We start from the raw sequence: 22,920 nt of genomic DNA on the forward strand, positions 1-22,920 counted from the left end.
TTGCATGAGGGATACGCCATGGCAACGGGGCGCATGAGTCAGCGGCTGCGTCACACCCCGGCTGCCTGTCTATCCTTGGTTTTCGTTTGCGCTGGTCCATCCAGTGCGCTGGCTGCCATTGATTTCGATCCCAGCTTTCTGGAAATCGGCGGAGGACGCGGCGGTGAGGCTGTGGTTGCGCAAGTTGGTGCGCTCAGTCAAGGCCAATTGCCCGGAATCTACCAGGTGTCGCTCAGCTTGAACGGCAAGGCGCTGGATGTGCGGGATGTGCAGTTCATCCGCACGCCGGCAGACCAGCCGGCGAGCATCACCGCGTTGTACCCTTGCTTTACCCTGGCTGCGTTGCAGGAGTTGGGCGTCGATACTGACCGTCTTGCGAGCGCCGAAAGTTACGAACATGGGTGTATAGCGTTTTCCGGCAGCTTGGCTGGCGTGACGTATGACTACAACTTCGGCAAACAGCAGTTGCAGTTGCAAGTCCCTCAAGCGTTCATTGGCGAAGTGCCCTTCGAGTTGCGGCGTCGGCGTTGGTCGGACGGTGAGTCTGTGGCGTTCGCCAACTACACGTTCACCGGCAGCGATAACCGCAACGACAACAGCCGCCGGCAAGCAGAATTCGGCAGCCTGCGCAGTGGGATCAATGCCGGTGCATGGCGTCTGCGTAATTTCTCTACGTACCAGAAAAGTACTGGCACGGCAGGCCAGTGGAAGTCGGTGGATACCTATGTCCAGCATGCGCTCGGCGACAGTATGGCCATTGCGACCGTTGGCGAGGGTGCGACCAGCAGTGACTTGTTCGATGCGATTTCCTATCGCGGCGTCAGTGTCGCGACGGACTTGGACATGCTGCCGGATGATGCGCGTAACTTCGCCCCAGTGATCCGCGGGATCGCCAACGGTCGCTCGTTGGTGACGCTGCGTCAACGTGGTTATGTCATTAGCGAGCAGTGGGTGCCGTCTGGCCCGTTTGCGCTGAAAAACCTGTATTCCACACCCAATAATGGTGACATCGAAGTGACCGTGGAAGGGCCCAATGGCGATCGTCAGGTCTACGTTCAATCGTTCTCGTCGGTGCCTTACATGCTGCGCGAAGGGCAGCAGAGCTATGAATTCACCGTGGGCCAGTATCGTTCCGCCAACTCGACGTCCGGCCTGCCAAAACCGACCTTCGCCCAGCTTAGCTACCGCCGCGGCGTGGCCAGCGGCACGACGCTGCTGGCCGGCAGCATCTTGAGCGCTGATTATCGTTCCGCGCTGTTCGGCATCGCGCAGGACATCGCAGGCTTTGGCGCAATTTCTCTTGACGTGACTCAGGCAGCGACGCGTGGTATCGATGCGCGCAGCAGTTCTGGCCAGTCGTATCGCTTTCGCTACTCGAAGTCCGTAGAGGCGACCGACACCAATTTCAGTCTGGTTGGCTACCGTTATTCCACAGCGGGCTATTACAGTTTCAACGAGGCGGTCAACTTGCGTGCCAAATCGCCTGCGACCGCAGTGATTGATGACGAACACTTGCTCGACAGCGCGTTGTTAGCTTCCGAGTACTTTTCCGGGCATATGAAAAGTGCGTTCACCGCCAATATTTCGCAGCAGTTTGGCGCGTATGGCGGAATGTTTGCCAACCTTAGCAAGACCCAGTTCTGGAACCAGACACGCAGTACCACCTCGCTTCAATTGGGCTATAACTTCAGCGTCGGCAGTGCAGCCTATACCCTGAGCCTGGCCCAAGCGCGCGGGGCAGGGCAAACCCAGAACAGTGTATCGATAGGGGTCAGCCTGCCGCTCGGCGGTCCAGGGTCGAGTCGCAGGGTAAGTGCGGGAGCCAGCCGCGACAATGCTGGCAACGCCAACCGCAACCTCAATTTGAGCGACTCGCTGCTTGCCGACAACGCATTGACCTACAACCTGGGCCTGGAGCAGCGCGATACCCAGGGTGACCGCTTGACGGGACATTCGCTGGCCGCGCGCTACAACGCCGCCAATGCCGTTTGGCACGGTGCCTACAGCTCTGATCGGCAAAGCACGCAATTCGACTATGGCGTCGAAGGTGGCCTGGTCGCCACCAGCGATACTGTCATGTTCACCCAGCCATTGGGCGAGACCAACATCATCGTCTCTACGCCGGGCGCCGCTGGCGTTGGCGTTAAGTCGCGCAGCGGCATCCGCACCAATCAGTCCGGCTATACCATCGTGCCGTCAGCTCAGCCTTATCGGGCTAACAAAGTGTCGCTCAACACCGACACCTTGTCTGACACCACTGACATCAGTGATCTGGTCCAAGAAGTCTCGCCTACACGCGGCGCCTTCATCAAGGCGGCTTTCGAAACCCGTAACGGTCGACGTCTGTTGGTCAGGCTGGTGACACCAGACGGTGAGGAAGCGCCGTTTGCGGCCCAGGCCACTCTCAGTGACCAGGCCGGCCATTTGCTCAGTAGCGCCATGATTGCCGACAGCGGCCGGGTATACCTCACGGGGGTGCCGGATGTATCGCAATTGATCGTCGAGGTGGACGGCAAACCTTGGTGTCAAGCGCCTTTGGATCTCGAACACTTCGCGCTCAAGGGCGAAGGCATCGAGCAGATAGCGATCACCTGCGCGCGTTCACCGATGAGCTCCTAAGGATTCTTGATATGAAGCTTCTTACCTCAACCCCTCGCCCGAACATGGCCCAGACGTGCTGGACAGCACTCATCATGATCATGGCGGTGCTGTTCCACCCCGCTGCGCAAGCGTTCGTCGGCAACAACTTGACCTGCGCCAGCACGCCTTTGCAAATGGACAGAGGCACCTTGGCTCCGGGCGATATATTCACGATTCCCGTGAGCCTTGATTGCAACATCACTCGGCGCTTCCCCGTCGGTGCCAACATCACTTACACCGCGCAATATTCGAACGGTGCACCCCTTGGCACATTTGTGGTCATGGCCAACGGTCAGCAAGTCAGTCGGGGGGGGCTTGGAACTACCGGTACGACTTGCATGCCTAACGGCTGCACCGCGCTGCCTGTCGGCACGCGATTCACGATTTCGACCACTATCTACACGAGGGCGGTGGACAGGCCTGGGCCCTACTTTCTGCTGTTCAACTACGCAATCACTTCCATTGGCGGCTACGAGAATTGGTCGGAGTGGGTTTATTCCGGGTTGGTGCAATACACCGTGGCAAACCCGGCCTGCAGGTTGAACTCCACCGCACCTTCCAACGTGTACTTCGGTACGCTGTCGAACGCTGAAACTGCAAGCGCCAGTCAGGTAGCGAACATCGCTGTCAACTGCCAGTCAGCATCGACCATTCGTGCAACCCTCACACCCACGCAAGCTGTCGTGAACGCGGCACAAGGACTTTCCGCGACCACCTTGTCCGGCTTGTCCATGGCCAGCACCTGGGCTGACACGAACAGCCCGGTCGCACTTGGCAGCGCGCGAAGCATCGCGCTGGCAGCGGGCACTAACAACCTGAGTTTGCGCTTTCAGCCGAGGTTGAATAATGCGGGCGCTCCGCCAACAGGCAATTTTTCCAGCCAGTACACCCTAACGCTAACGTACCCCTGATCTTCCGGAGCTGAACCATGAAAATTCCATTTTTTTGTGCTGCGGCTGCCCTTGTAATGAGCGCATCAGCTAACGCCGCTACCGAGTCGGTGACCATCAACGTGAGTGGCACTCTCACGCGACCGCCGTGCACCTTGACCAGCGCCAGAACCCTCACCGCCAATTTTGGCAGTATCGAATACGACAAAGTGGCCGCAGCGCCGGCAATCGATCTGCCCCTGGCGCTCACCTGTCCAGCTAACTCATCGTTCACGATCGCAATTACGGCTTCGAGCGCGCTGACCGACACCATCGCATCTGCCGGTCGAGCGAACCTCGGCTACCAGCTGCTGCGCAAGGACAACAACACCGCCATCAATGTGCGCGGGGTGGCGCGGACGGTGAGCAATGTATCGGGGGCAGTCGATCTTGGTATGTCGGCCAGGCTGGTTGCGCAGGGCGCGCTGACTGAGGGAGCCTTTTCGGCCTCGGCGGTCGTGAATATTGTTTATCTGTAAATCGACGGGGGCTGGGATGAGGGGGATCATTGCACTGTGCCTGCCTGTGTTGATGTGCCAGGCAAGCCTGGTCCGCGCCGACGCAGCGAGTGAGCTGCAAGTTACCGGCGCGTTGGTACGGCCTTTGTGCACCACACTGTTCCCGCAGAGCCAGAGCGTTTCGTTGCCAGCGATAAGCCGCAACGAACTGACGGCTGGCTCATCTCCTTGGACCGACGTGCCGCTGGCGTTTCGCTGCGCCGACGATACTCGGGTGAATCTGCGCCTGGTGCCGGCTGATGCGGCATACGACGACGCCACGCTCAAGACCACTCTCAATGGACTGGGTTTGCGTCTGCGGCTGCGTGACCTGACTTCGGCCTCGCCGACATCTGCTTTGCGGCTCAACGAAGTGTTGGCGTTCACCGTTTCCGGTGGAAATCTGCAGCTTAGTTTGGGAGCCAAGGCGATCAAGATGGGGGATCAGACTCCAGCGGTTGGGGGGTATCAGACACAGTTGCTGATGGTTATGGAGTATTTGTGAGGGGAAGGCCGATGAGTACTATTGGATTTCTTCGGACAAATAAAAAGCCGGCTTGTGGCCGGCTCTCGGGGACGGGCTTGGCCAATTTTTGGTAAGCCGCAACCGCCTTAACAGGTTGGCCATCGAGGCCTGAAAAAGATGACAAACGGCCGTGTGGGGCGTCGTCAGGTGCTCTGGGATGCGGCTTGTGCCGACCCTCGGCTAAATGTGCCGCGTAGCATACTAGGGCTCGCCAGGGATGCCCAGCGAAAATTGGCACCGGGTGTGTCATACGGGCCGCTGGCGGCTGAACCACGACCACCAGAATACCCAACCCAATACCTGCATGCCCTGGGCGTGGCGCTGGGCCGGGGTGTAGCGCTCGACGGCGTAGTTGCGCCGGTCGTGGCTGTGCAGGCACAGCGTGCCGTTCTGCCCCACGCTGAGGCTGTGCACCCGCAGCCGGCCCTCGTGCAGCAGCGCGTAGGTCTGCCCGTCGACCACGCGGGTCAGGCTGCGGTCGATGGCCAGGGCGGCGCCAATGGGGATCAGCGGGGCCATGTTGGCGTCCGGCATGTCCAGGCAGATGGCATTTTCCGGGAGGATGCCGAGCGTCTCCAAGGCCTGGGCCGACACCAGCAGGTGGCGGTCCGGATCCGGTATGAGCAGGCCGTCGAGCAGGCGGTGGAAATCGACGCAGATCTGCCTGCCGCCATGGCCGGGTAGCGTGGTTTCGGGTTGAGGCAGGCCAGGACGCAGGATCGGGCTCGGGTGCTTGGGGCCTTCGCCGTTGCGCAGCCAGCGGCGATGGACGCAGAACAGGTCGGCGAGTTCGTCCAGGCGCGCCAGGGGAATACCCCGTTTGAACCAATTGTTCACGTGCTGGGGCGTGACCTTGCGCTGGGCGGCGAAGTCGGAAGCGGTCAGGCCACATTCCTGCAGAAGGGTCTTGAGACGGTCACCGGAATTGTTCATGGCGGCGAGTCTAGATTGTGGCGCGAGGCGAGGAAATAAACAGGATGTTTATGCTGATGGTGGGAATCTGGAGTTTTTGTCGGCCGCTTTTGCAGGCTAATGTGGGATTTTTCTCTTATTTCTGGATGAGGCATTTGAAGACCCCGCAAGAAAACGGTGTCTGTATCTGACAGGCATAAAAAAACCCGGCACACATGGCCGGGCTTTTTCATGGCAAGGCGGTCATCAGCCCTTGTAGGCGGCAACCGACTTGGTGATCGCGGCGCGGGCGGCGTCAGCGCCTTCCCAACCTTCGATCTTGACCCACTTGCCCTTCTCCAGATCCTTGTAGTTGGCGAAGAAGTGCTCGATCTGCTGGATCAGCAGGGCCGGCAGGTCGGTGTACTCTTTCACGTCGACGTACAGCTGCGACAGCTTGTCGTGCGGTACGGCGATGACCTTGGCGTCGCCGCCGCCGTCGTCGGTCATGTTCAGCACGCCGACCGGACGGGCGCGAATCACCGAGCCTGGGGCGACCGGGTACGGGGTGACGACCAGCACGTCCAGCGGATCACCGTCGTCGGCCAGGGTGTTGGGGATGAAGCCGTAGTTGGCTGGGTAGAACATCGGGGTTGCCATGAAACGGTCGACGAACAGGGTATCGCTGTCCTTGTCGATCTCGTATTTGATCGGCGCGTGGTTGGCCGGGATCTCGATGGCGACGTAGATGTCGTTCGGCAGGTCCTTGCCCGCAGGAATCTTGCTGTAGCTCATTGGGCTTTGCCCCCGTGATTGACCAAAAAAAGTGGCGGCGATTATAGGCACATTCCGCCAACGCATGCCACGGTCGGCCTGATGTGCGGGCAGATCAGACGGAGGCGTCGCGGTACTGCGGGTGCTCGGCTTGCAGGCGTGTCAGGCGGGCCAGCGGGTCCTGGCGGTAGAACAGCGACAATTGCCGGTACACCTGTGGATAACTTTCATGCAGCAAGTCAGGGGCACTGAAGAAGTATTCACTGGTCACGGCGAAGAACTCGGCCGGGTTTTCCGCTGCGTAGGGGTCGATGGCCGTTTCCAGGTCAGGGTTGGCGTCGAGCTGGCGGTTGAGGTCGTCGTAGGCCTGTTGCATGGCCTCGGCCCAGGCACTGACGTCCATGCCTGGGTGCAGGGGCGGCAGGCCATTGGCGTCGCCGTTGAGCATGTCGAGCTTGTGCGCCAGCTCGTGGATCACCAGGTTGTAGGCTTCCCAGCCGCCGCTGGCCTCGACGCCGGCCCAGGCCATGATCACCGGGCCCTGCTGCCAGGCCTCGCCGCTGTGTTCGGCGTCCCACACGTGCTCGACACCACTGGCGTCGCGGTGGCGCTGCGGGCTCTTGAAGTCGTCGGGGTAGAGAATGATCTCGTGAAAGCCCTGGTACCAGTTCAGATCGCCCAGGTGCAGCAGCGGTAGCTGAGCCTGGGCCGCGAGGAACAGACGCTGCTCGTCGTCCAGCTCGACGCCGGGCAGGGTGGTGAGGTGCTTGTCGTAGAGAAACAGCACGCTGGCCTCGCGCAGCCAGCGGTCTTCCTCGTCGCTGATGCCGTCGAGCAGGGGCAGACGGTCACGGATCGCCTGCCACAGTGCTTGATCGACCTGGTAGCGCGCCAGGGTGCGCTTGCGCCGCCAGGCGCTGAACGACCACATGGACGGTCAGTGGGCCTTGGCGGTACGGCCCAGCCGGCCACGCAGCAAACCGAGGATCATCGGCACCAGCGACACGACGATGATGGCCACGACCATCAGCGACAGGTGCTGCTTGATGAAGGGCACGTTGCCGAAGAAGTAGCCCAGGGTGACCAGGCCGCCGACCCACAGCAGGGTGCCGGCGACGCTGAAGCCGAGGAAGCGCGGGTAGTGCATGTGGGCGATGCCGGCGACGAATGGCGCGAAGGTGCGCAGGATCGGCAGGAAGCGCGCCAGGGTGACGGTCTTGCCGCCGTGGCGTTCGTAGAATTCGTGGGTGCGCTGCAGGTAGTCGCGGCGGAAAATCTTCGAGTTCGGGTTGCGGAACAGCCGTTCTCCGGCCGTGCGTCCGATCACGTAGTTGGTGCTGTCGCCCAGGATCGCCGCGATCATCAGCAGGCCGGCGAGCAGTACCGGGTCCATGCCACCGCCCGCGGCCACGGCGCCGGCGATGAACAGCAGCGAATCGCCCGGCAGGAAGGGCATGACCACCAGGCCGGTCTCGCAGAAGATCACCGCGAACAGAATGGCGTAGATCCAGGGACCATAGTTGGTCACCAGCAGGTCGAGGTAGGCATCGAGATGCAGGATAAGGTCCAGCGGGTTGAATTCCATGTACAGCACCTGTTGTCTTGACCCGCTTCCACGGGCGCGCGATGACGGACGACGTCATTTTGCGTGGGCATGTTCACCGGTGGATAGGTAACTTTTCACACATGACGAATGGGGCATTATACGGCGAAGTCGGGAAGATGCCCGGGGAGTTTGTAGCGGCGGGTTACGGGACGGCAGGTGCCGTCCCCACAGGCCAGAAGCCCGGCTGGTCAATCCTGGCTGATCGGCAGGACGTAGTTCTCGAACTCGGTATCCTTGCGAAAGCCCATGGACTCGTAGGTTTTCATCGCCACCTCGTTGTTGCTGCTGGTGGACACGCGCATGCGTACGGCGTTGGTTTCCTTCGCCATCTTCTTGGCTTCGCGCATCAGATGGTCGGCCACCAGCATGCGCCGGGAATCCTCGGCGACGTAGATGTCGTTGAGGATCCACACGCGCTTGAGCGACAGCGACGAGAAGCTCGGGTAGAGCTGGCAGAAGCCCAGCAGCTTGTGGTCGTCGTCATCCGGCAGGGCCAGGTAGATCACCGACTCGCCGCGTTTCAGGCGCTTCTCGAGGAAGGTGCGCGAAGTATCGGGGTAGGGCAGTTGCCCGTAGAACTCGCGATAGGTGACGAACAGCGGGGTGAGCAGGTCGAGGTGTTCCAGGGTTGCCTTGATGATGCGCATGAGCAGGCCTCAGAGTCCATGTGGGAACGGGGGGATGCAAGCTGCCTCGTACCGGCATGCTGCCCCAAGGCAGCCTAGAAGCGCAATCCGCCTTGGGTTACATGTTTTTTACCCTTCACCGAGCAGGAAGTTTCCGCATTTTTTGGGGGAATTTTCGCTGTCGATGCTGTGGACCTCGGCTTCATCCTTCAGGTTCACCCCTGAAAGCTGCCGGCGACAGGCCTCGCGCATCAGGTACAGCAGGCGATGCGCGGCCATGCCGTAGCTCAGGCCTTCCAGGCGTACGTTGGAGATGCAGTTGCGGTAGGCGTCGGTCAGGCCCACTTTCGGGGCGTAGGTGAAGTACAGGCCCAGGCTGTCGGGTGAGCTCAGTCCGGGACGTTCGCCGATCAGCATCACGGTCATCCGCGCACCGAGCAGCTCGCCGACCTCGTCGGCCACCGCGACCCGTCCCTGCTCCACCAGGATCACCGGGGCGCTGCTCCAGCCATCGGCGGCGGCCTGTTCCTCGAAGCGACTCAGCAACGGCAAGGTGTGGCGATGCACGGCCAATGCCGAGAGGCCGTCGGCCACCACGATTGCCAGATCGACGCCGCCCGGGTTGGCCTGGGCGTGTTCGCGCAGTTTCAGCGCCGAGTCGTCGCTCAGACGACGGCCCAGATCGGGACGCTGCAGGTACTGGTGACGATCGGCAGCGGCGCTGTGCAGCAAAAGACTGTCACGGCCACGGTCGCTCAGTTGCTGGCGCAGGCCGGCATGGTCGAAGGGCAGGTGTACCGCATCGCGGGCCTGGGCGTGGGCGAACTGGAAGTCCAGTTGCGCGCCGGTCGGCAGGCTTGTGCCGGTACGGCCCAGGGCAATGCGCGCGGGCGTCAGGTTGCGCAGGGCCAGCCAGGGATTGTCATGTGTGGGGGTATGTCGGTCCATGCTCATCCCTATGCGAGCTGCGCCAGCGCGTGGCGGAAGGCCGGAGGCAGGTTGTCGCCGAAGCGCACCCGGCCGTCGGCCTGGGTGAAGATGCCGGTGCGTTCCAGCCAGGCTTCGAATTCCGGGCCGGGTTTCAGGCCGAGGGTCTGGCGCGCGTAAAGCGCGTCGTGGAACGAGGTGGTCTGGTAGTTGAGCATGATGTCGTCGGAGCCAGGGATGCCCATGATGAAGTTGATCCCGGCGACACCGAGCAGGGTCAGCAGGGTGTCCATGTCGTCCTGGTCGGCTTCGGCGTGGTTGGTGTAGCAGATGTCGCAGCCCATCGGCACGCCGAGCAGCTTGCCGCAGAAGTGGTCTTCCAGGCCGGCGCGGATGATCTGCTTGCCGTTGTACAGGTACTCCGGGCCGATGAAACCGACCACGGTATTGACCAGGAATGGCTTGAAATGCCGAGCCACGGCGTAGGCGCGGGTCTCGCAGGTCTGTTGATCGACGCCGTGGTGGGCGTTGGCCGACAGCGCGCTGCCCTGGCCGGTCTCGAAGTACATGAGGTTCTGCCCGAGGGTGCCGCGCTTGAGCGACAGCCCGGCCTCGTAGCCTTCCTGAAGCACGTTGAGGTTGATGCCGAAGCCGGCGTTGGCGGCCTCGGTGCCGGCGATGGACTGGAACACCAGGTCCAGCGGCACGCCTCGGTTGATCGCCTCGATCGAGGTGGTGACGTGGGTGAGCACGCAGGCCTGGGTGGGAATGTCGTAGCGCTGGATGATCGCATCGAGCATTTCCAGCAGGGCGCAGATCGAGGCGATGCTGTCGGTGGCCGGGTTGATGCCGATCATGGCGTCGCCGTTGCCGTACAGCAGTCCGTCGAGGATGCTGGCGGCGATGCCAGCCGGCTCGTCGGTGGGGTGGTTGGGCTGCAGGCGGGTCGACAGCCGCCCGCGCAGGCCCATGGTGCCGCGAAAGGTAGTGACCACGCGGATCTTCTGCGCCACCAGCACCAGGTCCTGGACACGCATGATCTTGGATACGGCGGCGGCCATTTCCGGCGTCAGGCCGGGTGCCAGGGCGCGCAGGCTGGCTTCGTCGGCCGCCTCGCTGAGCAGCCAGTCACGCAGGCCGCCGACGGTGAGGTGGCTGACCGGGGCGAAAGCGGCGGCGTCATGGGTGTCGATGATCAGCCGGGTGATCTCGTCCTGTTCGTAGGGGATCAGCGCTTCGTTGAGAAAGTGACTGAGCGGGATGCTGGCCAGGGCCATTTGTGCGGCGACCCGCTCACCGTCGTTGCTGGCGGCAACACCGGCCAGGAAGTCGCCCGAGCGCGCCGGGCTGGCCTTGGCCATGACTTCCTTGAGGCTGTCGAAGCGGTAGACCAGATTGCCTACCGTGTGTACGAAACTTGCCATACAGAATCTCCAGGGCGCCGCAGGGCTGGCCTGCGGCGTAAGTCGGCGATCAGTGCAAGGCCTCTTCGGCCTTCTGGATCGCGGCGAATTCCTCTTCCGGCGTCCCGGCCACCAGATGGTGGCGACTGTAGAAAGCAAAGTAGGCAATTAATACCGCATAGATCACGGCAGCGCCAATCACCACGCGTGGGTCGACCAGGAAGCCGGCGACCACGGCGATGCAGGCCAGCACCAGCGCCACGCCCGAAGTGAAGATGCCGCCGGGCGTGCGGTACGGGCGCTCCATCTTCGGTCGGCGGATGCGCAGGGTGATGTGCGCGGCCATCATCAGCACGTAGGACAGGGTGGCACCGAACACCGCGACCAGGATCAGCAGGTCACCCTGGCCAGTCAGCGACAGGGCAAAACCGATGATGCCGGGGATCACCAGGGCCAGTACCGGCGCCTTGCTCTTGTTGGTTTCCGAGAGCTTGCGCGGCAGGTAGCCCGCGCGTGAAAGTGCGAAAATCTGCCGCGAATAGGCGTAGATGATCGAGAAGAAGCTGGCGATCAGCCCGGCCAGACCCACCAGGTTGACGAAGCCGCCCATCCAGGTCGAGCCGCCGTACGCCTTCGACAGCGCCTCGACCAGCGGGTTGCCCGAAGCCTTGAGCGCTTCGGAGCCGGCGCCGCCGGGGCCGACCACCAGGATCAGCAGGGCGAAGGCCAGCAGCACCAGCATCGCGCCGATCAGGCCGCGGGGCAGGTCGCGCTTGGGGTTCTTGGTCTCTTCGGCGGCCAGGGGCACGCCTTCGACGGCGAGGAAGAACCAGATCGCATAGGGGATTGCCGCCCAGATGCCGACATAGCCAAATGGCAGGAAGCTGCTGGCGCCGACGGCGTCGGTCTTGGCGATGTCGAACAGGTTGGCTGCATCAAAATGGGGCACCATGCCGATCAGGAACACCGCCAGTGCAATCGCAGCGATGGCGGTGATGATGAACATCAGCTTCAGCGCCTCGCCGACGCCGAAGATGTGGATGCCGATGAAGACGATGTAGAACGCCAGGTAGATCATCCAGCCGCCGATGCCGAACAGCGATTGGCAGTAGGCGCCGATGAACACGGCGATGGCGGCAGGGGCGATGGCATATTCGATGAGGATCGCCGTGCCGGTGAGAAAGCCGCCCCAGGGCCCGAACGCGCTGCGCGCGAAGCCGTAGCCGCCGCCCGCGGTGGGGATCATCGAGGACAGCTCGGCCAGCGAGAAGCACATGCACAGGTACATGGTGGCCATCAGCAGCGTGGCCAGGAACATGCCGCCCCAGCCGCCTTGGGCGAGGCCGAAGTTCCAGCCGGCGTAGTCGCCGGAAATCACGTAGGCCACGCCCAGGCCCACCAGCAGGACCCAGCCTGCGGCGCCTTTTTTCAGTTCACGTTGCTGGAAATAGTCGGAGCCGACTTTCTCGAAATCTACGGAGGAACTTGCCGGCGTGCCGGCGGAGTGATCGCTTGGCATGGTTTCACCTGTTGTTTTTTTGGTGGCCGGAAGGGATTCCGGGCCTTGGTGATTTGTGTTGCAGGAAGCGAGCCAGAGCGGTTGGGGCCGCTTTGCGGCCCATCGCGGGGCAAGCCCGCTCCTACACACAGATTGCGCAATTTCTGTAGGAGCGGGCTTGCCCCGCGATGGGCTGCGCAGCAGCCCCAACGCACTGTTTTAGAAGAAGCCCAGCGGGTTGATGTCGTAGCTCACCAGCAGGTTCTTGGTCTGCTGGTAGTGGTCGAGCATCATCTTGTGGGTTTCACGACCGACGCCGGACTTCTTGTAGCCACCGAACGCGGCATGCGCCGGATACAGGTGGTAGCAGTTGGTCCACACGCGACCGGCCTTGATGCCACGGCCCATGCGGTAGGCGCGGTTGATGTCGCGGGTCCAGACGCCGGCACCCAGGCCGAACTCGGTGTCGTTGGCGATCGCCAGGGCTTCGGCCTCATCCTTGAAGGTGGTGACGCTGACCACCGGGCCGAAGATTTCCTCCTGGAACACACGCATCTTGTTGTTGCCCTTGAGCAGGGTCGGCTGGATGTAATAGCCGGTGGCCAGCGAGCCTTCGAGCTGCTCCACTTTGCCGCCGGTCAACAGCTCGGCGCCTTCTTCCTGGGCAATCTTGAGGTAGGACTGGATCTTCTCGAACTGCTGCTGCGAGGCCTGCGCGCCGACCATGGTGTCGGTGTCCAGCGGGTCGCCGCGCTTGATCTGCAGCACCTTCTTCATCACCACTTCCATGAACTGCGGGTAGATCGATTCCTGCACCAGGGCGCGGGACGGGCAGGTGCACACCTCGCCCTGGTTGAAGAAGGCCAGCACCATGCCTTCGGCCGCTTTCTCGATGAAGGTCGGCTCGGCCTGCATGATGTCTTCGAAGTAGACGTTCGGCGACTTGCCGCCCAGTTCCACGGTGGACGGGATGATGTTCTCGGCGGCGCACTTCATGATGTGCGAGCCCACCGGGGTGGAGCCTGTGAAGGCGATCTTGGCGATGCGCTTGCTGGTGGCCAGCGCTTCACCGGCCTCGCGGCCGTAGCCCTGGACCACGTTGAGCACGCCCTTGGGCAGCAGGTCGCCGATCAGCTCGAGCAGTACGGTGATGCCCAGCGGGGTCTGCTCGGCGGGCTTGAGCACCACGCAGTTGCCGGCGGCCAGGGCCGGTGCGAGCTTCCAGGCGGCCATCAGCAGCGGGAAGTTCCAAGGGATGATCTGGCCGACCACGCCCAGCGGTTCGTGGATGTGGTAGGCGACCGTGTTTTCGTTGATTTCGGCGGCGCCGCCTTCCTGGGCGCGGATGCAGCCGGCGAAATAGCGGAAGTGGTCGACCGCCAGCGGGATGTCGGCGTTGAGGGTCTCGCGGATTGGCTTGCCGTTGTCCCAGGTTTCGGTGATGGCCAGCACTTCGAGGTTCTGCTCGATGCGGTCGGCGATCTTCAGCAGGACGTTGGAGCGGTCCTGCACGCTTGTGCGGCCCCAGGCGTCGGCGGCGGCGTGGGCGGCATCCAGGGCCTTGTCGATGTCTTCGGCAGTGGAGCGGGGGAATTCGGCGATCAGCTTGCCATTCACCGGCGAGGTGTTCTCGAAGTATTGCCCTTTGACCGGAGCTACGAACTCGCCGCCGATGTAGTTGCCGTAGCGGCTCTTGAACGAGACCTTGGCGCCCTCGGTACCGGGATGTGCGTAACGCATGGTGTGTCTCCTGGCTATTGTGTTTGTTGGGGAGTTGAAAAGCGTAGAGCAAAGGTCGGGCCAGCGTGGTGGGCCCTAGCCAAATCAATGACTTGGGTCACGCGCAGGGCGGCTTCGCTGGGTGTGTGTGCCAGTGCTGGCACGGCCAGGGTGACACTTTGTACCGTTTGCGGTACGTGCTTGACCGGGCGGTCGCTGCGGAGGATGCTGGCTGAAATCTCTATCTGCGGAGAACAACAACAAATGCAGAGCAACGCATTCAGCCGCCATGCCCAGCAAGTGCATACCGTTGCCCGTGGCGAAGCTGGCAGCGACCCTTCCATTGCCCGCTCCTGGCTGCGCTGCCTGGACGACTATCACCTTGACCCGTCTGTGCTCGAGGCACCGGTAGTGCTCGAGCACGGTCGTCTGCTGGAGAGTCGCGAGCGCCTGCGCAAGGTGCTGAAGATCGCTGATCATGAAATGAACAGCCTGCACCAGCAGCTGTCCGGCGCCGGCCATGCGGTGTTGCTCACCGATGCCCGCGGCGTGATCCTCAATTGTGTCACCTCGCCCACCGAGCGGCGCAGCTTCGAGCGTGCCGGGCTGTGGCTGGGCGCGGACTGGAGCGAGGCCCGCGAGGGTACCAATGGCATCGGTACGTGCCTGGTCGAACGTCAGGCCCTGACCATTCACCAGGACGAGCATTTTCGTGGTCGGCACACCGGCCTGACCTGCTCGGCGAGCCCGGTGTTCGACCCGCACGGCGAGCTGCTGGCAGTGCTCGATGTGTCCTCGGCGCGGCCGGACGTGTCGCGCCAGAGCCAGTTTCACACCATGGCGCTGGTCAACCTCTCGGCGAAGATGATCGAGAGCTGTTATTTCCTGCGTCATTTCGAGCAGCAATGGTTGCTGCGCTTTCATGTGCAAGCCGAGTCGGTCGGTCAGTTCAGCGAAGGGTTGCTGGCGTTCGATGGCGATGGCCGCATCTGCGCCGCCAACCAGAGTGCCCTGAACCTGTTGAACACCATTCGTGGCGGTGTGCTGGGCAAGCCGCTGGAGATGTTCTTCGCCTGCAGTCATGACGAGCTATTCAGCCGTGCCACGCCAGTCGGCAATACGGTCTGGCCGTTGCGCACCCGCGATGGCCGCCAGGTGTTTGCCAGCCTGCGCGGGCAGGCGAGGGCGCCGCAATGGACCGTACCGGCCAGCCTGCCCCGGGGCATTCCCGCTGCGCAGCCTGGCATCTGCTTGCTGGACCCGGCCTTGCAACACGATTTCCAGCGTGCCGTGCGCGTGTTCGAACGCGATGTGCCGCTGCTGCTGCGCGGCGAAACCGGCTGCGGTAAAGAGGCCTTCGCCCTGGCCGTGCATCAGGCCAGCCAGCGCCGTGGCAAGCCGTTCGTGGCGGTGAACTGTGCGTCGATCCCCGAGAGCCTGATCGAGAGCGAGCTGTTCGGCTATCGCGGTGGCAGCTTCACCGGGGCGCGCAAGGAAGGGATGCGTGGCAAGCTGCTGCAAGCCGATGGCGGTACCTTGTTGCTGGACGAGATCGGCGACATGCCGCTGGCTTTGCAGACCCGCCTGCTGCGGGTGCTGGAAGAGCGCCAGGTGGTGCCGATTGGCGGTGAGCCGCAGGCGGTGGATGTGCGTATCGTCAGTGCCACGCACCGCGACTTGCTGGAGCGGGTGGAGCAGGGCAGTTTCCGTGAGGACCTGTACTACCGGCTCAATGGCATGGAGGTGGCGCTGCCGGCGGTGCGCGAGCGCAGTGACAGGGGGGCGTTGCTGGACTTCCTGTTGCGCCAGGAGGGGCAAGGGCAGGTGGTGCAGTTGGCTCCCGAGGCGCGCCAGGCGCTGCTGGACTTCGCCTGGCCGGGGAACGTGCGACAGATGCGCAATATGCTGCGCACGCTAGTCGCCTTGTGCGAGGGCTCCCTGATCCGGTTCCCGGACCTTCCCTCTATTGTCAGGACTCGCGCGAGCTCTGTGGGAGCGGGCTTGCCCGCGAACGAGGGCAACGCCCTCGCCTTGCCTTGTCAGGTCGGGCCTCTTCGCGGGCAAGCCCGCTCCCACAGGTCCGGTGTCACGCCTGAGAGATCGGTGGGCGTCGATGTATTGCAGGGTGCAGAACGCCAGGCGCTGCTGGACGTGCTGGAGGCAAAACACTGGCACATGACCCGTGTCGCCGAACACTTGGGCATCAGCCGCAATACCTTGTATCGAAAACTGCGCAAACACGGTATCGCCAGGGCCGGTTGAGCGAAACAGCGGGTGCGATTTCCCTCGCCCTGGGCTACCCTGCCTCGATGTTTTGCGAGGTCGACCATGCACATTCACATTCTCGGTATTTGCGGCACTTTCATGGGTTCGCTGGCGGTGCTCGCCAAGGAGCTCGGCCATCGCGTCACCGGTTCCGACGCCAACGTCTATCCGCCGATGAGCACTCAGCTCGAGGCTCAGGGCATCGAGCTCACCCAAGGCTACGATCCGGCCCAGCTGGAGCCGGCTCCTGACCTTGTGGTCATCGGCAACGCCATGTCGCGTGGCAACCCTGCCGTGGAATACGTGCTGAACAAGGGCCTGCCCTATGTCTCCGGCCCGCAGTGGCTGGCCGACCACGTGCTGCAGGGCCGCTGGGTGCTGGCAGTGGCCGGCACCCATGGCAAGACCACCACCAGCAGCATGCTGGCCTGGGTGCTGGAGCATGCGGGCATGAGCCCGGGCTTCCTGATCGGCGGCGTGCCGCAGAACTTCTCGGTCTCGGCGCGCCTGGGCGGCACGCCGTTCTTCGTGGTCGAGGCCGACGAATACGACAGCGCCTTCTTCGATAAACGTTCGAAGTTCGTGCATTACCATCCGCGCACCGCGATCCTCAATAATCTTGAGTTCGATCATGCGGATATCTTCCCGGATCTGGCGTCCATCGAGCGGCAGTTCCACCATTTGGTTCGTACCATTCCGAGCGAAGGCCTGGTCATCCACCCGACCACCGAACAGGCGCTCGAGCGGGTCATCGGCATGGGCTGCTGGACCCCGGTGCAAACCACCGGCGAAGGTGGCCAATGGCAGGCGCGCCTGCTCAGTCCGGACGGTTCGCGCTTCGAAGTGCTGTTCGACGGTGAGGTGCAGGGCGTGGTGGACTGGGCCCTGACCGGTCAGCACAACGTCGCCAATGCCCTGGCCACGCTCGCGGCGGCGCGCCATGTCGGCGTTGTGCCGGCCATGGGCATCGACGGCCTCAGCGCGTTCAAGAGCGTCAAGCGGCGCATGGAGAAGGTCGCCGAGGTGCAGGGTGTGACCATCTACGACGATTTCGCCCACCACCCCACCGCCATCGCCACCACCCTCGACGGCCTGCGCAAGCGTGTGGGCGAGGCGCCGGTGATTGCGGTGATCGAACCGCGCTCCAACTCCATGAAACTGGGCGCACACCGCGATGGCCTGCCGGAGAGTGTCAACGATGCCGACCAGGTGATCTGGTACGCCCCGGCCAACCTGGGCTGGGACCTGGCCGCCACGGCAGCGCAGTGCTCGGTGCCGAGCGTGGTGGCCGACAGCCTCGAGGCGATCATCGAGCGGATCAAGGGCCAGGCACGTCCGGGCACCCATGTGGTGATCATGAGCAATGGCGGCTTCGGTGGCCTGCACGGCAAGCTGGCCGAGGCCCTGAAGTGAGCGGCCCGGAGCGCATCACCCTGGCGATGACCGGTGCTTCCGGGGCGCAGTACGGGCTGCGCCTGCTCGATTGCCTGGTGCGCGAGGACCGCGAGGTGCACTTCCTCATCTCCAAGGCTGCGCAGCTGGTGATGTCCACCGAAACCGACGTGGTGCTGCCGCCCAAGCCGCAGGCGATGCAGGCCTTTCTGACCGAATACACCGGCGCTGCCGACGGGCAGATTCGCGTGTATGGCAAGGAAGACTGGATGTCGCCGGTGGCTTCGGGCTCCGGCGCACCTGCGGCGATGGTGGTGGTGCCCTGTTCGACTGGCACGCTGTCGGCAATCGCCACCGGTGCCTGCAACAATTTGATCGAACGGGCAGCGGACGTCACGCTCAAGGAGCGCCGCCAGCTGATCCTGGTGCCGCGTGAAGCGCCGTTCTCCACCATTCACCTGGAGAACATGCTCAAGCTTTCGCAGATGGGCGCGGTGATCCTGCCGGCAGCGCCGGGCTTCTATCACCAGCCGCAGACCATCGATGACCTGGTGGACTTCGTTGTCGCACGGGTGCTCAACCTGCTGAACATACCCCAGGACATGTTGCCGCGCTGGGGCGAGCATCATTACGGGGTCGATGATTGAAGCGCGCGCTGGCAGGCTTGCTGCTGCTGGGCAGCCTGGGTGGTTGCGCGACAGTACGAACGCTGGACGCCAACCAGCCTGGGGCGCCGGTGGTGTATGCCGGCACTCGCCTGGACCTGTATGTGATCAATGGTGGGTGCTGCCCGCGGGATCATTTCGGCGCGGATGCGCCGGCATATCCACGGTTGGATCTGCCGGGGAGCATGTTGCTGGATACCGTACTGTTGCCGCTGTCGTTGCTGACGGCGGTCGGGGTGGGGTTCAACGCCCGCGGCGGCCTGTAACGGCCCTTTCGCGGGTAAACCCGCTCCCACAGGGACCGCACCGTCTTTGAATTCTGTGCGGTCCTGGTGGGAGCAGGTTTACCCGCGAAGAGGCCTCTGAAGGTATTGCTATTTCTTGCCCAGCTTGCGCAACTCGTCAGACTCGACCACCCGAATTCCGTCCTCTTCCTCCAACGCCAGCCGCCACAGTGCCCGGGCCAGGGTGCAGGCCTCGATGCCGCGGTACTTCCCGGGAATCAGCCTTGCGAAAGGCCCGGCCAGTTGCTCGGCCAGCCGTGGCTCGAGCCGCTCACCCAGCAGCAGCGATGGTCGCACGATGGTCAGTTGCGGCCAGTCCTGAGCCTTGAGCGCCTCTTCCATCTCGCCCTTGACCCGGTTATAGAAGATCGATGATTTGGGGTCTGCACCGAGCGCGCTGATCACCAGCAGATGGCGTGCGCCCATCTCGCGGGCGCGCTTGCTGAAGGCCACGACCATGTCCAGGTCCACTGCACGGAAGGCGGTTTCCGAACCGGCCTGCTTGAGCGTGGTGCCCAGGCAGCAGAAGGCGATATCGACGCGCCCGGCCAGTTGCGGGAGAAACATCGCCGGGTCACCCACTGGGTTTTCCAGGTGCGGATGCTTGGCCAGCGGCCTGCGGGTAGGCGCCAGCACACGGCTGATGGTGGGTTCGTTGAGCAGGCGGTCGAGCAGGTGTTCACCCGTAAGACCCGTGGCTCCGGCAAGCAGGACATGCTGAGGCGTCAAGTACATGATGTCTCTCCCTTGTTACAGCTCAGCTTAGCGGGTTCCAGGCTTTTTTGCCTGCTCCGGCGCGGCTGGCTGGGCCTTGTTTTTCAAGGCCTCCTCGGCTTGCTGCCGGCGCAGGCGCTGCCAGTGCGCGAGCACCTGCGGTGGTGCCCAGATCTGCGGCTCGGAGGCTTCGAAACCTTCCCTTCGTTCCCGTTCGGCAACGCTGTTGCGCGCCAGTTCAAACGCTTGTTTCAGATCGTCGGTCTGATTCAGTGCCTGGGCGAACAGGGCATCGCCGAAATAGGTGAAGTCGGCTTCTTCGGAGCAGCCGAACGAGACCCGGTCAGGGCGCGCTGCAGTCATGATCAGCGTGCGATCATCCTTGAGCGGGGCGATGTAGCCACCTGAATAGCAGGCGGAGATGACAATCACCTTGTCGCGATCTTTCAGCGGGGCGAGGGCGTTGGCCAGTTCGTCGGCAGACAGGTCGGCCAGTTGCAGGCGCGGCTGGTCGAGCACCAGTTGGTGGTCATGGCTGCCGTGGCTGGTCAGGTAGACGAACACGATATCTTCCGGGCCGCTGCGTTCGGCCAGGGTGCGGGCGGCACGGGTGAGGTTCTCGCGGGTGGCCATTGGCCGGTCGGCCAGATGGTCGCGGTGATTGACCAGGGTCACCTGGCCACGGGCGCCGAAGCGCACTCTGAGCATGTTGCTGACATAGTCGGCTTCGCGCAGGAACACGCTCTGCTGGCCATCGCCGGCCAGCACCAGGCTGTACAGCTGGATGGGTGGGGCCGAGCGTGGCACCTTGGCCAGGGCCTCGTCGAGCAGCTTGCCCTGGTTGAGCAGGGCCAGGTCCAGCGGGTCGGGCAGCAGCGTGCCCTTGTCGTCGCGCACGCGCACGCCGTTGATCCACTGGCCGGCCTCGACACGGCCATCGGCCTGAATCAGCCGGCCGCTGCCCTGGTAGGCATCGTTGTCGAAACCGCCAATGTACTGGCTGCCGTCGGCCAGGTGCAGATGACCCTGGCCAGAGAAGCGCCAGTCCTGGAAGCCGCCCTTGTAGCGGCTGCCATCGCTGCCCAGCAGCTCGCCCTGGCCGCTGAGCGCGCCATCCTTGAAGTCGCCGATCCACACGTCGCCGTCGGCGTTCTCGTAGCGGCCGCGGCCTTCGAGGCGGTTTTCCTTGAATTCACCGATGTACTGCTCGCCTTCGACGCTGTCGTAGGTGCCGGCACCTTCGAGCTGGCCGTCGATGAAATGGCCGCTGAACTGGTTGCCGCTGGCATCGCTGCGCACTCCGGCGCCATTGGGCTTGCCCTTGGCGAACAGGCCTTGGTAGCGGCTGCCGTCAGCCAGCTCGAGCTGACCGGCGCCGTCGTACTGGTCGTCCTTGAACTGGCCGCGGTAGGTCTGGTCGTGCTGCTTGAGGGTGCCTTCGCCGTCGCGCCGGCCATGCTTGAAGGTGCCGGCGTAGTGGCTGCCGGGGGTGGTCAGGTCGCCCAGGCCTTCGAACAGCCCAGCGGCGAATTGGCCGCGATAGACCTCGCCGTTGCTGCCGTGCCACTCGCCCTGGCCGTGCCACTGACCGTCCTTGAACGTGCCCGCATACCAACTGCCGTTGGGGTAGTCGATGCGGCCTTCGCCCTGCAGCAGGCCATTGACCACTTCGCCCCGGTAGCGCCCGCCGTCGGGCAGGCGCGCGTCCGGCGGCGACAGCGGTTCGCCTTCGCCGCAGGCAGCGAGCAGCAGGATCAGGGTCAGGGGCAGCAGCGGGCGCATGGCGTAATCCGGGCACAAAGGTGCGCCGAGTATGCCGCAGAATCGGAGCGTGAGACAGCCGTGGCCGGGGCCGCCGAACGGCCCCGGTGCTGCCTCAGACGAAGCAGAGCGACAGTGGCTCGGCGATGTAGGCCGGTTTTTCCTGGCCTTCGATCTCGAGGGTGACGGTGGCCTTGAGCAGCCACTGGCCGGGCTTCTTCTCGGTGGCGTCGGTGAGGTCCACCTTCAGGCGCACGCGGCTGTCGACTTTCACCGGCTGGATGAAGCGCACGCTGTCCAGCCCGTAGTTGACCACCATCTTCAGGCCCTCGGGCAGCACGAGGATGTCTTCCATCAGCTTGGGAATCAGCGACAGGCTGAGGAAGCCGTGGGCGATGGTGGAGCCGAAGGGGGTCTTGGCGGCTTTCTCCGGATCGACATGGATGAACTGGAAATCGCCGGTGGCCTTGGCGAACAGGTTGATGCGCTGCTGATCGATCTTCAGCCATTCGGAACGTCCCAGTTCCTTTCCAACGTACTGCGAAAGCTCTGCAACAGGTACATAGGGCATCGCGACTCTCCAGGTTGTCTTTTGGTACGAAGGTGCAAGATCACCACGGCGCACCGTTGCGGTCAAGTTCTTCCCTTTTCGGCGAATATCGCCTTATACAGGCAGGACGCGTGCTTATAATGGCGCCCGATGCCCCAAGGAGATGCTTATGCTGTTGCGTGGATTGACCTGGCTGGTGATGTTCCAGTTGCTGGGCACGGCGATCAATCACCTGGTACTGCCCATGTTGCCGGGCCCTATCATCGGCTTGCTGTTGCTGCTGGCCTGCCTGATGATCCGCGGCGAAGTTGGCAAACCGCTCAACGAGGCCGCCAGCAGCCTGCTGCGTTACCTGCCGTTGCTGCTGGTGCCGCCAGCCGTAGGCGTGATGGTCTATGCCCGCGACATCGCCGCCGACTTCTGGGCCATTGCCGGTGCGCTGGTGATCTCCTGCCTGGTCACCCTGGTGTTCGTCGGCGTACTGATGCAGAAGCTGATCCATCGCCACGGCAAGCACGAGGAACAGCCATGAGCCTCGACTGGCAGGGTGCATTGCAAGCCGTCATTCACCACCCGTTGTTCGGGATCGGTATCACGCTTGGGGTTTACCAACTGGTACTTGCCGGCTACGAGCGCACCCGTTGGATCTTCCTGCAACCGGTGTTGGTGTCGATGCTGGTCCTGATCGGTGTGCTGCTGGCGTGTGGCATCGACTACAGCGAGTACAAGCGCAGCACCGAAATCCTCAATATTCTCCTCGGACCGGCCACTGTGGCCCTGGCGGTCCCGCTCTATCTCAACCTGCGGCGTATCCGCCAACTGTTCTGGCCGATCTTTACTACGCTGGTAATCGGGGGAGTGTTCGCCACCTTGGCCTGCGTGACGCTGGGCTGGTGGCTCGGCGCCGAACACATGATCCTGATGACCATGGCGCCCAAGTCGGTGACCTCGCCCATCGCCATGCTGGTGGCCGAGCAGATCGGTGGCGTAGCGGCATTGGCGGCGGTATTCGTGCTGATCACCGGGGTGATCGGCGCCATCTTCGGTCCGGCCCTGCTGACGCGCTGTGGTGTGCGCAGCCCCGAGGCGCGGGGTATGGCCCTGGGCGTCACCGCACACGCGGTGGGCACCTCGGCGGCCTTGCAGGAAAGTGATGAATGCGGCGCTTTTGCCGCACTGGCGATGAGCCTGATGGGCGTGGCCACGGCGGTGTTCCTGCCGCTGGCAGTCAGTCTGGTGGCTTGAGGAGTCGA

Annotated in this window: 22 protein-coding genes; 10 read left to right on the plus strand and 12 right to left on the minus strand. The window is 63.3% G+C overall.

Annotation, left to right across the window (positions count from 1 at the left end):
- Positions 1-33: 33 nt before the first annotated feature.
- Genes HU748_RS10695 through HU748_RS10710 form a run of 4 tightly spaced genes read left to right on the plus strand, consistent with a single transcriptional unit; the run spans position 34 to position 4,571 of the window.
- The gene (locus tag HU748_RS10695; protein WP_238343327.1) at positions 34-2,619 is read left to right on the plus strand and encodes a fimbria/pilus outer membrane usher protein; all 2,586 of its coding nucleotides are present in this window, start codon (positions 34-36) and stop codon (positions 2,617-2,619) included.
- 11 nt (positions 2,620-2,630) lie between these two features.
- Positions 2,631-3,551 carry a fimbrial protein gene (locus HU748_RS10700; protein ID WP_186710324.1) on the plus strand — a complete coding sequence of 307 codons (921 nt, stop codon included), beginning with the start codon at positions 2,631-2,633 and terminating at the stop codon, positions 3,549-3,551.
- 17 nt (positions 3,552-3,568) lie between these two features.
- On the plus strand, positions 3,569-4,048 hold the full coding sequence (locus HU748_RS10705) for a spore coat protein U domain-containing protein (protein WP_186669214.1): 480 nt from the start codon (positions 3,569-3,571) through the stop codon (positions 4,046-4,048).
- A 16-nt stretch (positions 4,049-4,064) separates the two neighbouring features.
- Positions 4,065-4,571: a fimbrial protein gene (locus HU748_RS10710; RefSeq protein WP_186669216.1), complete on the plus strand. Its 507-nt coding sequence runs from the start codon at positions 4,065-4,067 to the stop codon at positions 4,569-4,571.
- 267 nt (positions 4,572-4,838) lie between these two features.
- On the opposite strand, the gene HU748_RS10715 is transcribed toward HU748_RS10710, so the two are convergent.
- The 9 genes from HU748_RS10715 to HU748_RS10755 form a co-directional block, all read right to left on the minus strand.
- Positions 4,839-5,525, minus strand: coding sequence for a S24 family peptidase (locus tag HU748_RS10715; RefSeq protein ID WP_186669218.1), 687 nt, complete (start codon positions 5,523-5,525; stop codon positions 4,839-4,841).
- Positions 5,526-5,750: 225 nt separating this feature from the next.
- Positions 5,751-6,278 (minus strand): inorganic diphosphatase, encoded by a 528-nt coding sequence (gene ppa, locus HU748_RS10720; protein WP_003255365.1) that lies wholly within the window; start codon positions 6,276-6,278, stop codon positions 5,751-5,753.
- Positions 6,279-6,372: 94 nt separating this feature from the next.
- A complete protein-coding gene (locus tag HU748_RS10725) occupies positions 6,373-7,188 on the minus strand; it encodes a M90 family metallopeptidase (RefSeq protein ID WP_186669220.1) in 816 nt (271 codons plus the stop codon).
- A 6-nt stretch (positions 7,189-7,194) separates the two neighbouring features.
- On the minus strand, positions 7,195-7,842 hold the full coding sequence (locus tag HU748_RS10730; RefSeq protein WP_186720314.1) for a DedA family protein: 648 nt from the start codon (positions 7,840-7,842) through the stop codon (positions 7,195-7,197).
- A 209-nt stretch (positions 7,843-8,051) separates the two neighbouring features.
- On the minus strand, positions 8,052-8,510 hold the full coding sequence (locus tag HU748_RS10735) for a GNAT family N-acetyltransferase (RefSeq protein WP_186669225.1): 459 nt from the start codon (positions 8,508-8,510) through the stop codon (positions 8,052-8,054).
- Between the two features lie 108 nt (positions 8,511-8,618).
- Positions 8,619-9,437, minus strand: coding sequence for an ethanolamine ammonia-lyase subunit EutC (gene eutC / locus HU748_RS10740; protein ID WP_186720316.1), 819 nt, complete (start codon positions 9,435-9,437; stop codon positions 8,619-8,621).
- Between the two features lie 8 nt (positions 9,438-9,445).
- On the minus strand, positions 9,446-10,840 hold the full coding sequence (locus HU748_RS10745) for an ethanolamine ammonia-lyase subunit EutB (protein WP_186669230.1): 1,395 nt from the start codon (positions 10,838-10,840) through the stop codon (positions 9,446-9,448).
- A 49-nt stretch (positions 10,841-10,889) separates the two neighbouring features.
- Positions 10,890-12,338 carry an ethanolamine permease gene (eat, locus tag HU748_RS10750; protein WP_186669232.1) on the minus strand — a complete coding sequence of 483 codons (1,449 nt, stop codon included), beginning with the start codon at positions 12,336-12,338 and terminating at the stop codon, positions 10,890-10,892.
- Positions 12,339-12,536: 198 nt separating this feature from the next.
- The gene (locus HU748_RS10755) at positions 12,537-14,057 is read right to left on the minus strand and encodes an aldehyde dehydrogenase family protein (protein ID WP_065861505.1); all 1,521 of its coding nucleotides are present in this window, start codon (positions 14,055-14,057) and stop codon (positions 12,537-12,539) included.
- Positions 14,058-14,300: 243 nt separating this feature from the next.
- Here HU748_RS10755 and HU748_RS10760 point away from each other — a divergent pair, with 243 nt between their 5' ends.
- The 4 genes from HU748_RS10760 to HU748_RS10775 all read left to right on the plus strand — a co-directional run bounded on the left by HU748_RS10760 (position 14,301) and on the right by HU748_RS10775 (position 18,624).
- Positions 14,301-16,298 (plus strand): sigma-54-dependent Fis family transcriptional regulator, encoded by a 1,998-nt coding sequence (locus HU748_RS10760; RefSeq protein WP_186720318.1) that lies wholly within the window; start codon positions 14,301-14,303, stop codon positions 16,296-16,298.
- A 66-nt stretch (positions 16,299-16,364) separates the two neighbouring features.
- Positions 16,365-17,714, plus strand: coding sequence for a UDP-N-acetylmuramate:L-alanyl-gamma-D-glutamyl-meso-diaminopimelate ligase (gene mpl / locus HU748_RS10765; protein WP_186710329.1), 1,350 nt, complete (start codon positions 16,365-16,367; stop codon positions 17,712-17,714).
- Positions 17,711-18,340 (plus strand): flavin prenyltransferase UbiX, encoded by a 630-nt coding sequence (gene ubiX, locus HU748_RS10770; RefSeq protein ID WP_054892796.1) that lies wholly within the window; start codon positions 17,711-17,713, stop codon positions 18,338-18,340. The genes mpl and ubiX overlap by 4 nt, the downstream gene beginning before the upstream one ends.
- Positions 18,337-18,624, plus strand: coding sequence for a YceK/YidQ family lipoprotein (locus HU748_RS10775; RefSeq protein ID WP_186669238.1), 288 nt, complete (start codon positions 18,337-18,339; stop codon positions 18,622-18,624). The genes ubiX and HU748_RS10775 overlap by 4 nt, the downstream gene beginning before the upstream one ends.
- Positions 18,625-18,732: 108 nt before the next feature.
- Here HU748_RS10775 and HU748_RS10780 read toward each other — a convergent pair whose 3' ends face one another.
- From HU748_RS10780 to HU748_RS10790, 3 genes are all read right to left on the minus strand, one after another.
- Entirely contained in the window at positions 18,733-19,377 is a 645-nt protein-coding gene (locus HU748_RS10780) for an oxidoreductase (RefSeq protein WP_186669240.1), read from the minus strand.
- A gap of 27 nt (positions 19,378-19,404) precedes the next feature.
- Positions 19,405-21,138: a C13 family peptidase gene (locus HU748_RS10785; RefSeq protein ID WP_186710331.1), complete on the minus strand. Its 1,734-nt coding sequence runs from the start codon at positions 21,136-21,138 to the stop codon at positions 19,405-19,407.
- A gap of 94 nt (positions 21,139-21,232) precedes the next feature.
- Positions 21,233-21,688 (minus strand): MaoC family dehydratase, encoded by a 456-nt coding sequence (locus HU748_RS10790; protein WP_186720320.1) that lies wholly within the window; start codon positions 21,686-21,688, stop codon positions 21,233-21,235.
- A 148-nt stretch (positions 21,689-21,836) separates the two neighbouring features.
- Between HU748_RS10790 and HU748_RS10795 the strand changes: the two genes are divergently transcribed.
- On the plus strand, positions 21,837-22,199 hold the full coding sequence (locus HU748_RS10795) for a CidA/LrgA family protein (protein WP_186669247.1): 363 nt from the start codon (positions 21,837-21,839) through the stop codon (positions 22,197-22,199).
- Positions 22,196-22,912: an LrgB family protein gene (locus tag HU748_RS10800; protein WP_186720322.1), complete on the plus strand. Its 717-nt coding sequence runs from the start codon at positions 22,196-22,198 to the stop codon at positions 22,910-22,912. Before HU748_RS10795 ends, HU748_RS10800 begins: the two co-directional genes overlap by 4 nt.
- The last annotated feature ends 8 nt before the right edge of the window (positions 22,913-22,920 follow it).

Source organism: Pseudomonas sp. RW3S2 (assembly GCF_014268955.1).
Lineage (GTDB): Bacteria > Pseudomonadota > Gammaproteobacteria > Pseudomonadales > Pseudomonadaceae > Aquipseudomonas > Aquipseudomonas wayambapalatensis.